This window comes from Streptosporangium sp. NPDC004379, assembly GCF_042873875.1.
GTDB lineage: Bacteria > Actinomycetota > Actinomycetes > Streptosporangiales > Streptosporangiaceae > Streptosporangium.
The window spans coordinates 34,092-46,019 of sequence record NZ_JBIAMC010000006.1; the positions used below are offsets into that span (position 1 = coordinate 34,092).

Genomic DNA, 11,928 nt, shown 5'->3' on the forward strand with positions numbered 1-11,928 from the left:
CGTAGCCGACATGGACGGATTTTTCAGTGAAAATCGCTGCTTGACCCTGTCGGCTAATTGCATTAGCTTTCAGGCTATGGAGATTAGCCGACAGGGACGGGCGATGGACGAGACGCTGAAGATCGACGGTGGCGAGATCGCGTACCGGGTGGCCGGAGAGGGCCCGCTGGTCGTCCTGTCGCACGGCATGGGCGACAGCAGAGAGGCGTACCGCTTCCTCATCCCGCGGCTCACCGCCGCCGGATACCGGGTCGCCACCGCCGACCTGCGCGGGCACGGCGATTCCACGCTCGGCTGGTCCTCCTACAACCGCACCGACACCGCCGGCGACCTGATCGCGCTGATCGAGCACCTGGGCGGCCCCGCGGTGATCGTCGGCCACTCGTTCTCCGGCGGCGCGGCCACCATCGCCGCCGTACGGCGGCCCGACCTGGTCGGCGCCGTCGTCGAGATCGGCCCGTTCACCCGCCCGCAGAAGCTCGACCTCGGCGGCCTGCTGCGCGTCCGCCGCCACCGCGCGGGCATGCTGCGGCTCATGGGCGCCGCGATGTTCAAAAGCCCCGGCCTGTGGAAGCGCTACCTCGACGTGGCCGTCCCCGGGGTCAAGCCCGCCGACTGGACGGACTACCTCGCCGCCCTGGAGGCCGACCTGAGCAGGCCGGGCCGGATGGCCGTGGTCTCCGCGATGGGCTTCGCCGCCCCGAACGACGCCGGCGAGGCCCTGCCGGAACTCCGGCGGCCCGCCCTCGTCGTGATGGGCGCCCTCGACCCCGACTGGGCCGACCCCGAGGCCGAGGCCCGCGCCATCGTCGCCACCATGCCGGAGGGACAGGGGTCGTACGTGATGATCGACGGCGGAGGGCACTACCCGCACGCCCAGTTCCCCGAGGAGGTCGCCGCCGCGGTGCTGCCCTTCCTCGAAGAGCACACCCGTGCCTAGGGCCTCCCTGTCCCGGGAGGCCGTCGTCGGCCTCGCACTGCGCGTCGTGGACGAGGAGGGCCCCGCCGCGCTCACCCTGGCGGCGGTGGCCGCCCGCGCCGGGGTGGCCACGCCGTCCCTGTACAAGCACGTGCGGAACCTCGCCGAGCTGCGCGAGCTCCTCTCCGCACACGTGATGGGCGAGATCTCGGCCCGCGTCGGCGACGCCGTGCTCGGCCGGTCGGGCGACGAGGCCCTGCGCGCCCTGATGACCGCCTGGCGCTCGTACGTCCGGACCCACCCCGGCCGCTACGCGGCCATGATCCAGAGCCCGCAGCCGGGCGTGGCCGAGGCGGGAAAACACCTGGTGGACGTCCTGTTCGCGGCCGTGCGCTCCTACGACCTGACCGACTCCGAGACGGTCCACGCGGTCCGCTGCCTGCGCGCGGTCGTCCACGGCTTCACCCTGCTGGAGGCCGCGGACGCGTTCGGCCTGCCCGAGTCGCTCGACGACACCTACGAGCTGCTCACCCGCATGGTCATCGCCGGCCTGCGCGAGCCCCGGCCCTGACCCCGGGACGTCCCGCGCGGGGATCGGGACCCCGAGGCCGGCCGGAACACCCGCATCGGGAGGTACGGCCCGCCGCCGCGCGGAAGAGCCCGGAGCCGGTCACGGGACCCGCGGGGACGGGGCGTCGGCGTACCGCGTGCTCAGCGGTGCGGGCGACCGGTCCCGGGATCCGCGGGAACGGAGGTCCCGGAACCGGCCGGAACGCCTACGCCGGGACGTACCGCTCGTCGCCGCGCAGGAGGTCCCCGGCCCCCGGGACGGCCGGCTCCGGCGCCTCGGCGGGGTCGTGGCCGAGGCCGGTGATCCGGTTGCCGCTGTCGACGTGGACGATCCGGGGCCGGAAGCTCCTGGCCTCGGCGTCCTCCATCTGGCCGTACCCGATGATGATCACCAGGTCGCCCACATGGACGAGCCGGGCGGCGGCGCCGTTGATGCCGATGACCCCCGAGCCGCGGGGGCCCGGGATCGTGTAGGTCACCAGCCGGGCGCCGTTGTCGATGTCGACGATGTGCACCTGCTCGCCGGGGAGCAGTCCCGCGGCGTCCAGCAGGTCCTCGTCGATCGTCACCGATCCCACGTAGTGCAGGTCGGCCTGGGTGACGACGGCCCGGTGGATCTTGGAGGTGAGCATGGTCCGGAACATGCCTGAAGAAGCCCTTCCGTGTGGTCGCGCCGCCCCGTGGCGTGCACGCCTGATGCGGAATATATCCGAGCCCGTCCCGGGATCTGTTCGCCGTGTGCTCCGTTCCCACCGGATTCCCATCGGATTCCGCAGGGGCGTCCGGTCCCGTCACGTGACGGGACCGCGGGCCGTGCTCGGGAGACGCGCGGAGATCTCCCGCACCCACCGCGCCGCCGCCCCGACCACCGCGGGCCGCCGCCGGGAGACGCGCGGAGGCGTCAGAGCGTGACGGTCACGTTGTCGATCAGCCGGGTGGAGCCGACCTTCGCCGCCACGGCCAGGATCGCCTCCCCCTCGTGGTCGTCGCCGGCCTCCTCGAAGGTGGCCGGGTCGACCAGGACGAGGTAGTCGAGGGACACCGCGGGCTCGCCGTCCAGGACCTCCCGCGCGGCCCGGCGGATCTCCGCGGGCGTCCGCCGCCCAGCCCCCGCGAACAGCGCCCGGGACAGGCTCAGCGCGGCCCGCCGGTCGTCGCCGGACAGGTACCGGTTGCGGCTGGACAGCGCCAGGCCGTCGGCCTCGCGGACCGTGGGGCCGCCGACGACCGCGACCGGCACGTCGAGGTCGGCGACCATCCGGCGGATCATCGCGAGCTGCTGGGCGTCCTTCCGGCCGAACACCGCCACGTCCGGCCGTACCAGGTTGAACAGCTTGAGCACCACGGTCAGCACGCCGTCGAGGTGGCCGGGCCGGAAGGCGCCCTCGGCGATCGTGCCCATCCGCCCCGCCGACACGCCGACCTGCCGGTCCGGCAGGTACATGTCGTCGGCGGAGGGCGCGAACACCACGCTCACCCCCTCGGCGGCGCACACCGCAAGGTCCGCGTCGAACGTCCGGGGGTAACGGGAGAAGTCCTCGGCCGGGCCGAACTGCAGGGGGTTCACGAAGACGCTCACGACGACGTGGTCCGCCCGCTCCCGGGCCAGCCGCATGAGCGAGCGGTGCCCCTCGTGCAGCGCGCCCATCGTCGGCACCAGCGCCAGCTCCGCCGTACCCCGGGAGATCCCGCCGTGCGCCCCGAGCGCCCGGCGCGCCTCGGCCAGCTCGGCGCGGTTGCGCGCCACGATCACGTCCATATGTTGCCTCCCAGCGCGTCCAGGAGGCGCTCGGCGGTCTCGGGCTTGAGCAGCCCGGCCGCCAGCGCCCGGTCCGCCGTGAGCCTAGCGAGCGCCACGTAGGCGTCCGCCGCCTCGGGAGCGGCCAGGATGAGGGCGTCGATGTGCTTGCGCACCGTCCCGGCGTCCCCGCGCACCACGGGCCCGGTCAGCCCCGCGAGGCCGAGCCGCAGCACGTTGTCCAGGGCGGCGCCCAGCAGCGGGCCGAGCATCCTGCCCGGCTGCTCCACGCCGATCCGCCCGAGGAGGTCGGCGGACTCCGCGACGAGCGTGACCATGTGGTTGGCGGCGCCGGCGAGGGCGGCGTGGTAGAGCGGCCGGTCGGCGTCCTCGATCCAGACCGGCTCGCCCTCCATCTCGATGACCAGCGCCTCGGCGACCGGGCGGAGCGGGCCGGGCGCGGTGACCCCGTAGGAGATGCCGACGAGGCGGCGCAGGTCGTCGTCCCGGCCGGTGAAGGTCATCACCGGGTGGAGAGCCAGCGGCAGCGCGCCCGCCTTGGCGGCCGGGTCCAGCACGCCCAGGCCGTACGCGCCACTGGTGTGGGCGACCATCTTGCCGCGCAGGTCGGCGCCGGTGCCGGCGAGGCCGGAGACCAGGTCCGGCAGGACGTCGTCGGGGACCGTCAGCAGGACGAGGTCGGACTGCGCCACCACCTCCTCCGGACGGCACGGGGTGACGCCGAGCCGCTCGACCGCCCGTTCCCTGGAGGAGTCGGAGACGCCGCTCGCCGCGACGATCCGGTGGCCCGCCCGCGCCAGGGCCGCACCGAGGGCCGAGCCGACCCGGCCGGCCCCGACGACCCCGACGGCAAGGCGCGCCGGATGATCACCTGCGTCCATGTTGTCCTGTCCTTGACCGCATCGGGGGCTCCGTGTCCAGTTGACCAGAGTAACGGGCCCGGCTTTCCCGGCCACGCACCGGCACATTCAGGAACGCCCGCGCCGTACGGCCGTGCGCCCGGTGGATCATCGGCTACCGGCCCGTACCGGCCGATCACCGGTCCACCGGCCCGGCGCCGCCGTCGCGCCCGGCCTGTCATCGGCCCTCGTGGAACCCCGCCGGACCTGTAGCGTCGTGGGCGTGTGGCTCACCTGGCGCGTCGCGATGGAGCAAGCGCTCTACGGAGAGAACGGCTTCTACCTGCGAGAGCGTCCCTCCGGGCACTTCCGGACCTCCGTGGGCGCCTCCCCCGTCTTCGCCGAGGCGGTGCTGCGCCGGCTGGTGACGGTGGACGACGCGCTCGGCAACCCGCCGGTGATCGACCTGGTGGACGTCGGCGCCGGTGAGGGCGAGCTGGCCGCCCGGGTGCTCGCCGCCGCGCCACCCGGCCTCCGCGAGCGGCTGCGGGCGACCGGGGTGGACCTCGCGTCCCGGCCGCCCTCGCTGCCGGCGGAGATCCGGTGGGCGCACGCCGTACCGGACGGCGTCCGCGGCCTGGTGATCGCCAACGAGTGGCTGGACAACGTGCCCCTGGACGTCGCCGAGCAGACGGCGGACGGCCCCCGGCTGGTCCTGGTGGACCCCGTGGACGGCGCGGAACGCCTCGGGGAGGCCCCCTGCGACGCCGACCTCGCCTGGCTGAACCGCTGGTGGCCGATGCGGTCGCCCGGCGAGCGGGCCGAGATCGGCAGGCCGCGCGACGAGGCGTGGGCCTCGGTGATCGTACGGCTGGCCGCCGGGGAGGCCGTCGCGATCGACTACGCGCACTCCCTTGCCGAGCGCCCGCCGTACGGCACGCTGACCGGTTACCGCGACGGGTCCCTGGTCCCGCCGGTGCCGGACGGGTCGTGCGACGTCACCGCCCACGTGGCCCTGGACGCCTGCGCGGCGGCCGGTGAACGCGCCGGGGCCGGCGGGGATGCCGGCGACACGGGGAAGGCCGGGGGCACCGGAGAAGCCGGGACCACCGCCGGGGCGCGGAGCACACACGCCGGGGGTGGCGGAGGCGTCGGGGGCGTCGAGGGCGTCGAGGGCGTCGTCACGACGCTGACCACCCAGCGCCGGGCGCTCCTCGCCCTCGGCGTCACCGGTACCCGCCCGCCTGACGAGCTCGCCCGCACCGACCCGCGCGGCTACCTCCGGGCCCTCGCCAGGGCGTCCCAGGAGGCGGAACTGATCGCCACGGGCGGCCTGGGTGACTTCGGCTGGCTGGCCCAGTCACGCCTCTGAACGGGCCGACCGGCCCTGGCTCGCCTCCGGCTGAGCCGGTCAGACCTTTGTCCCCGAACGGACCGGTCGGCTCTGACCCACTCCCGAACGGACCGATCGGCTGTGGCCCGTCCCTGAGCGGACCGGTCGGTGAACCGCGGATTCGACGCCATGACTCATGATCGATACGGAGCCTGCCGGGCAGGGGGCCGCTCTGGAACGATGAGTTCTCCTCCGCCGGGCGGTCTGTCCCCGGGTAGGGACGCACACGCCCGGAGAAGGAGGACATTCCCATGTTCGAGCCGATCACAGAGCTGCACGAGGGGTTCAGCGAGCCCGGCGCCGAGGCGCGGCCGTGGCGGGAGGTGGCCGGCGTGCTGTCGGCGGCGGAGATGTTCTGGCTGTCGACCGTACGCCGTGACGGGCGTCCGCACGTCACGCCGCTCCCGGCGATCTGGCTCGACGGGGCGCTGCACTTCAGCACCGGCCCCGGCGAGCAGAAGGCGAGGAACCTGGAGCACGAGCCCCGCTGCGTCCTGACCACCGGCACCGACCGGCTCAGGTCCGGGCTCGACGTCGTGGTGGAGGGGACCGCCGTCCGGGTGACCGACGAGGGACTGCTCGGCAGGCTCGCGGAACGATGGAAGAGCAAGCTCGACTGGGACTACGCGGTCGCCGACGGGGCGTTCCGCGGCGGCGACGGCCGGCGGGCCCTGGTCTTCGGCGTCACCCCGGCGAAGGTGCTGGCCTTCGGCAAGGCGCCCTACAGCCAGACCCGCTACCGCTTCCCCGCCTGACCGTCACCGGTTCCCCCGGCGGCGGCTCAGGCGCCGACGGTCCCGTCCACGCCCTCGCGCAGGAGGTCGGCGTGCCCGTTGTGGCGGGCGTACTCGTGGATCAGGTGCAGCATCACCAGCCGCAGCGACACCTTCTCGTCCCACCTGGGGTTGTACGCCGTCACGTCGAGCGACTCGGCCTCCCGCTCGATCCGGCGGGAGTGCTCGACCTCCGCCTGCCAGGCGGCGAACGCCTCCGCGCGGGTGGACGCGCTCGCGTCGTAGGCCACCTGGTAGTCGTTCTCGTCCGACCAGACGAGCGGGATGTCCTCGCCGTTTATGATCTTGCGGAACCACGTGCGCTCCACCTCGGCCATGTGGCGCACCAGGCCGAGCAGCGAGAGCGTCGAGGGCGGCATCGACCGCCGCCGAAGTTCCTCGTCGGACAGCCCGTCGCACTTCATGGCCAGCGTCGCTCGGTGGTAGTCGAGGAAGGCGCGCAGCGTCTCGCGCTCCCCCGCGGTCAACGGCGGCCCGATCCGCTCTGTGGTCACTGCCTGTCCCCTCCGATCGGCGATTCCCTGCGCCGGGCCGTACCGGCGTCGCATTCCGGCAGGCACCCGTGCTGCTCCGGGGAACATAGCGGGTACGCCGCCACGCCGCCACGCCGCCCGGGGCTCGGGGCTCGGCCTGGGTGACAGGGGCAGAGGACCGTTAGGGCCGTTTCGAGGGCGGCGACTGGAACCGCGGGCTGGAGAGGTCCTTGCTGTCGCGGCTCGCGACGACACCGGGCAGGTTCGTGGCGGCCTCGGCGCAGTCGCCGCTGATACAGCCGCTCAGGCTGCTCTTATGCCGCTCAGCGGCGAAATCAAATGCTTGAATGAACGCTCCTTCCTTTTCGACCGCAGAAACCGAAAAGGAAGGAGGAATTAACACGCGCCGATGTCAAAGCTTCAAAAGCTCCGGACCACCGGGAAGCTCCGATCGCGCAGCGTCAAGTCCGGCCATCTTGGCGCGGATTCTACTGGCGGTGTCTTCGACACGATCTAAACTTTGAATGACGGCGGTAAGGAACGCATCTGCCGCCTCCAGCAGGCCAGAGCCAACGTGCATCCGTGTCCAACGGGATCCGATTCTGTCTTCTCGGACGATCGCGAGGACAGCCTCTCGACCCAGAAACTGATCATCGACCCACTCGTCCAACGTCTCAAGTGACTCGAAGGTCAAACCGGACAGACCGGCTACCACCTCTTCGTCCAACTTGACGTAAGCCCAGATCGATAGCTCTCCATCCCCCTCGAAGACCATCGTGAAGAGAACCGTCTCCTGGTCCATTTGGAAGGTACCGGTGAGGGGAATCTCATACCGATGGAAGACCTCCAGGCCCTCTGACCGAGCGTTCGGGCGCCACGGCAGACGGCCTCCCTTCACCAGGGAGTCAAGGTTCATGGGAACCACCTCCGCCTAAAAATGCCCAATAAAACAGTCAGCGAACCTTGCGGCCACATGATCCGGCCAGGGAATGTCCTGCCTCTCCAACGGGTCGTCGGCTGGCCATACCACTGAAACATGGGGGCCATTGACCTCACTTCCCGGTGTATGCACCACCGCGAAGCCCGCCTCTCGCAATCGACCGGCTGTGGTGTAGCGGGCACCCGCCTTGTCGGCTGCCGCCTGTATGGCTGCGGCACTGGCTCGCCTGCGGCGGTAACGGGTAGCCTCTTCAACGGTCAGCTTCCCCCGAAGAACGGATACCTCGCGTTCAGTCTCGATGCGGGGCGCATTAAGAAACTCGCCCGCAACCTTCGCATGATGGGTCAACACTTCATCATCCGCTACACACTCATCCGAGGGTGGTCCACATCGACATGCCCCTTGGCGCACATAACCCTGACCTGCCTGACCCATGCCGTGAACGTTAGCCAGCGATGGCTAGAATCACTGAAGAATCTCCATGGATCACTCAAATCGTTATTTCCAAACAGGATATTTAAAGTCTTCTAGGTGTATTTGTATCACTTTGCGAAGTTTGTCCGTTTATTACAACTTCAACCTCTTGTTAGCATACGCGCACTTATTGCCAAATAATAGAGGATTATCAGTGGCGACACTACTCTCAGTTGCCAAAATACTACTGATTGAAACTCTGATGCATGCGATTTGCTTCCCGGGACCATCGCAGGCAAAGAGCGATCAACGGCTGCTGGGTACCCACATGCTGCTTCGCTTCGGCATCCACCGGCGCCGGGCCGCACCGACGCCGGCCCCCGCACGCGCCCGCGCACCGTTTCAGGAGCAAATGGCGGCACACCACCGCGCCATCCGGCCCGAACGCCGTTCCGGCACCATCCCGTGAGCTCAGTCGGGGATGGTATAGGTGTACGACCACACGAACCGGCTCGCCGCGTGCACACCACGCGCGTACTCGACCGCCTGACCGTCGGCCGTACGGGTGACACGCCGCACCTCCACGACCGGTTCCCCTGACGGGAGATCGAGGAGGAGGGTCTCCTCGGCCGTGGGCATGCGGGCCTGGATGTCCTCGGTGATCTCATGCGGGGGAAGACCCCGGTCGGCCAGCACGCGGAACCCGCCGCCCGGACCGGCGATCCCGGGCGCGGGATCGACCAGGGGCGTGCCCTCGACATGGGCGGGGAGATAGTACGAGGTCATCGTGTGGGTGGGGACGCCGTCACGGGTCATGACGCGTGCCCGTTCGTACACCGGAGAGCCCGCCTCGACACCGAGCGCGACGGCAACCGTTTCGTCGGCGGTCACCAGGGACACGTCTTGTGTCTGGCGCCCCTGCTGCCGGGTGGAATCGCTGCCCGGCGCGCCGGTGGCGAACGCCTCGACGTCGGTCCGCTCCCAGCGGTGCCGCGCGTAGCGATCCGGCCCCAACCGGCGTATCGGATACGACTCACGCACGTAGGCGCCCGAGCCATGCCGGGTGACCACCAACCCTTCGTTCCTGAGCAGGATCAGCGCCTTGCTCGCCGTACTGCGTGACACGTCGTAGCGCTCGGCGAGATCCCGGACGGAGGGCAGCTTGGCTCCGGCGGGCAGGCGACCAGCCGCGATGTCGTCGCGCAGATCGGCCACGATGCGCTGCGCGGGTGACTGAGGATCTGGATGCATATGAGCACCCTACCGAAGTGTCGTAGGCCATTTTCTTGACGACAAGCCTGACCGGCCTTAACTTTATGTGTCCTACGACACTTAGACGGGCCCGCCAGGACGCTCGCAACGTCTGACGAGCCCTTGATCAGGAAGTGGCTCCTGACCCATGACGAACACTAGTGCTCCGGTCCTCGACCGGGTCGCGGTAAGCGGATGCGGCTGTTTCGCCGACGGGCCGCCGATGCCGATGGGGTGTGCCCACTGCGGGCACCCGCCGTACGCGCATGGCTGCCCCGGCCGAGCCGCCGACCACGACTACGCGCAGCCGTCCGGTGAGCTGATGGCCGCGCGGATGGAGGCGCGTCACCGGCTGGGGCCGAGGCGCGTTCCGCGCTTCGCGCCGCCCTCCGCCGTGGCGCCGGCCGAGGTGATCCCCCTGGTCCCCGCCCAGCGCCGCCCCGAGCCGGGCGTCCCGGCGGTCCGACGGCCCCCGGCCCCCGTACGGCGGGCCCCGACGGCCGGGCGCGCCCCGGATGCGCGGCTCGTCCTTCAGGAACCCGTCCCGCAGGAGTCCCGGAGCCCGGAGGTCCCCGTTCCTCCCCGTGCCGATGGGAACGGCGAGACCAATGCGACCACCGACACGAACGGTGAGACCCGCATGAGCAGCAGGACCCGCACGACCCCTGGAACCGATCCGTCCGGCGTCACCGACGTGCGGACAGGCCCTGGACGCGATGACGGAGGTCCGACCCGTGGAACAGCCCGAGACCGCACGATCCCGACCGGCGATTCCCGGGTGGCGGATCATCCGCAGCGACGCCGGACGGTTCTGGGCCAGCCGGGAGCGCCCCTTCGCCGAGGGGTCGCGGTGGGACGGCCCGCCGTACCGGACCGTGGACGCCGACACCTTCGAGGAGCTTCGGGCCGAGGTCGCCCGGCAGGAGGAGGCGGCTCGGATGCCCGGCCCGCGCGGCATCGCGGAAGGGACGGCCGAGTCATCCGGCCCGCTCCGAGGTGTTACGGGCCGTGGGCTTCCCGGAACGGGCCTTCCGCCTTCCCCGGCGGGTTCCACGACCCCTTGAGTGGGCTTGGCGCCCGCTCCACCGGCGTGATGCCACCCATGAACGGACGCGGCGGCGGGCCGGCCTTCGGGTGCGCGTCACCGCGTCGCCGACGTGCGGCCTGGGGCGGAGGGGCTCCGGGCCGCACCCGCCGCCGACTCCCTGGCTCCCGCTCCAGCGCGCCGATCCGGGGATCGGCGCGGCGGCACGCCGTACCGAACCGCCGGGATGACGTGGCCGCACCCTGAACCGGCATGGCGGTGCGGAGCGCCCCCGTCCCGCACCGCCATGCCCTGGCGGCCGGTCCGAGAACACGGTCCGGGCCGCTGGTACTCCAGTGGGGCCCGTACACATAACGGAGGATCTCAGTCAGGGGCTCAGCCAGCGGATGGTCGGAACAATGGGCGGCGCCATGCTTCGCATAGAGCGAATACATCTTCGGTCATACCGAATGCCGAAAGGGTTGCGCGGAGAGCCGCAGGACAATCGACCGGCCCAGGTAGTCGATCACCGATCCGAGCCGAGTAACCCCGCAGCCAGCAGGAGCGGGGGCTCCCGGCCGGTTCACCCTCCGCAGGGACGCGCTCCCAGAACTCGGCACCGATCAACAGGCGACCTCCCGGGTTGACCGACTGACATCAGAATACGTTCTGATGTACATTCGAGAGGTGAGCACCAGCCAGGCCGACGCGGTGACCTTTTCCGATCTCTCACGGAATCCCCGCGCGGTCGCCGAGCGCGCGGCGCGCCTGGGGCGCGTGCGCGTCACGCATCGGGACGCCCCGGATTTCTACTTGACCGCGGCGGACCGCGAAGAAGAGCGCGAACAAACGCTGGCCACCGCGTCCCGGTTGTTCCTTGCGTTGATCAAGCATGACCCCACCGCACGCGCACTGGTCATCGCCATGCCGGAGGTCTTCCCCTGGGTTCGCCATCTGTCGGTGGACGAGCTTCGCGCCTTCACCCTGGAACTGGTCGAAGCGCTGTCCGACGCGGCTGAGCTGGATGTCGACACCACAAGCCAGGAGGTCATCGCGGGCTGGCGGGCCACCGCCAGGATCAAGGCCGACCCCGCACTCCACGCCGAAGCCCGAAAGCCCACGAGCGGCGACTTCGGCCCCGTGCGGGTTTCGGCGTGAGCCCCAAGCGCGGAGACCGGGTCACGGTGCCACCACCGGATGGCGAGTGGGATGTTCGATTCGGTACCGGTGACGCGGTCAGGGGCTGGGAAGAGCTGTGCCGCCACGCTCTGGCCAATACGCGCCGATGCTTCGAGGTACTGCGGGCCGACCCCCGTTCGCGATCCAGTCATGATCGTCAGCATCGCCTACGCGGTGATCTCGCGACTCATCGCCACAACGGCAAGGATCTGGAACAGTGGGAATTCGAAGTCACCAGCGGCGGGCGGGTGCGCTATGCCATCGATGACGACACCCGCACCGTATGGGTGATCTACGCCTCACCTCGACATCCCAAGGACACCGAGTAGTCGGCGACCGCCGGGCGAAACCAGACGTCATCGCAGGCAGTCGG

13 protein-coding genes are annotated in these 11,928 nt (G+C 70.7%); 7 read left to right on the top strand and 6 right to left on the bottom strand.

The window, feature by feature from the left end; translation table 11 throughout:
- The first annotated feature begins 76 nt into the window (after window positions 1–76).
- Window positions 77–940 carry an alpha/beta fold hydrolase gene (locus ACFYSC_RS14625; RefSeq protein ID WP_389961187.1) on the top strand — a complete coding sequence of 288 codons (864 nt, stop codon included), beginning with the start codon at window positions 77–79 and terminating at the stop codon, window positions 938–940.
- Window positions 933–1,490, top strand: coding sequence for a TetR/AcrR family transcriptional regulator (locus ACFYSC_RS14630; RefSeq protein ID WP_389961189.1), 558 nt, complete (start codon window positions 933–935; stop codon window positions 1,488–1,490). The genes ACFYSC_RS14625 and ACFYSC_RS14630 overlap by 8 nt, the downstream gene beginning before the upstream one ends.
- Before the next feature lie 205 nt (window positions 1,491–1,695).
- On the opposite strand, the gene panD is transcribed toward ACFYSC_RS14630, so the two are convergent.
- The 3 genes from panD to ACFYSC_RS14645 all read right to left on the bottom strand — a co-directional run bounded on the left by panD (window position 1,696) and on the right by ACFYSC_RS14645 (window position 4,129).
- The gene (gene panD / locus ACFYSC_RS14635) at window positions 1,696–2,133 is read right to left on the bottom strand and encodes an aspartate 1-decarboxylase (protein WP_362933509.1); all 438 of its coding nucleotides are present in this window, start codon (window positions 2,131–2,133) and stop codon (window positions 1,696–1,698) included.
- A gap of 257 nt (window positions 2,134–2,390) precedes the next feature.
- Window positions 2,391–3,248, bottom strand: a complete 858-nt coding sequence (panC, locus tag ACFYSC_RS14640) for a pantoate--beta-alanine ligase (RefSeq protein WP_389961191.1) — start codon at window positions 3,246–3,248, stop codon at window positions 2,391–2,393.
- Window positions 3,239–4,129 (bottom strand): Rossmann-like and DUF2520 domain-containing protein, encoded by an 891-nt coding sequence (locus ACFYSC_RS14645; protein WP_389961193.1) that lies wholly within the window; start codon window positions 4,127–4,129, stop codon window positions 3,239–3,241. Before ACFYSC_RS14645 ends, panC begins: the two co-directional genes overlap by 10 nt.
- A gap of 241 nt (window positions 4,130–4,370) precedes the next feature.
- Here ACFYSC_RS14645 and ACFYSC_RS14650 point away from each other — a divergent pair, with 241 nt between their 5' ends.
- Together ACFYSC_RS14650 and ACFYSC_RS14655 are read left to right on the top strand one after the other, a co-directional pair.
- Entirely contained in the window at window positions 4,371–5,459 is a 1,089-nt protein-coding gene (locus ACFYSC_RS14650; RefSeq protein WP_389961195.1) for an SAM-dependent methyltransferase, read from the top strand.
- 272 nt (window positions 5,460–5,731) lie between these two features.
- Window positions 5,732–6,235 (top strand): pyridoxamine 5'-phosphate oxidase family protein, encoded by a 504-nt coding sequence (locus ACFYSC_RS14655; RefSeq protein WP_389961197.1) that lies wholly within the window; start codon window positions 5,732–5,734, stop codon window positions 6,233–6,235.
- 26 nt (window positions 6,236–6,261) lie between these two features.
- Here the strand turns inward: ACFYSC_RS14655 and ACFYSC_RS14660 are convergent, their stop codons facing one another.
- Both ACFYSC_RS14660 and ACFYSC_RS14665 read right to left on the bottom strand, forming a co-directional pair.
- Window positions 6,262–6,768: a DinB family protein gene (locus ACFYSC_RS14660; protein WP_389961199.1), complete on the bottom strand. Its 507-nt coding sequence runs from the start codon at window positions 6,766–6,768 to the stop codon at window positions 6,262–6,264.
- A 391-nt stretch (window positions 6,769–7,159) separates the two neighbouring features.
- Window positions 7,160–7,663 (bottom strand): hypothetical protein, encoded by a 504-nt coding sequence (locus ACFYSC_RS14665; RefSeq protein WP_389961201.1) that lies wholly within the window; start codon window positions 7,661–7,663, stop codon window positions 7,160–7,162.
- Window positions 7,664–8,315: 652 nt separating this feature from the next.
- Here ACFYSC_RS14665 and ACFYSC_RS14670 point away from each other — a divergent pair.
- Entirely contained in the window at window positions 8,316–8,570 is a 255-nt protein-coding gene (locus ACFYSC_RS14670) for a hypothetical protein (RefSeq protein WP_389961203.1), read from the top strand.
- Window positions 8,571–8,572: 2 nt separating this feature from the next.
- Here the strand turns inward: ACFYSC_RS14670 and ACFYSC_RS14675 are convergent, their stop codons facing one another.
- The gene (locus ACFYSC_RS14675) at window positions 8,573–9,352 is read right to left on the bottom strand and encodes a GntR family transcriptional regulator (protein WP_389961205.1); all 780 of its coding nucleotides are present in this window, start codon (window positions 9,350–9,352) and stop codon (window positions 8,573–8,575) included.
- A gap of 1,711 nt (window positions 9,353–11,063) precedes the next feature.
- Here ACFYSC_RS14675 and ACFYSC_RS14680 point away from each other — a divergent pair.
- Together ACFYSC_RS14680 and ACFYSC_RS14685 are read left to right on the top strand one after the other, a co-directional pair.
- Window positions 11,064–11,534, top strand: a complete 471-nt coding sequence (locus tag ACFYSC_RS14680; protein WP_389961207.1) for a hypothetical protein — start codon at window positions 11,064–11,066, stop codon at window positions 11,532–11,534.
- Window positions 11,531–11,884, top strand: coding sequence for a hypothetical protein (locus ACFYSC_RS14685; RefSeq protein ID WP_389961209.1), 354 nt, complete (start codon window positions 11,531–11,533; stop codon window positions 11,882–11,884). Before ACFYSC_RS14680 ends, ACFYSC_RS14685 begins: the two co-directional genes overlap by 4 nt.
- Window positions 11,885–11,928 lie beyond the last annotated feature (44 nt).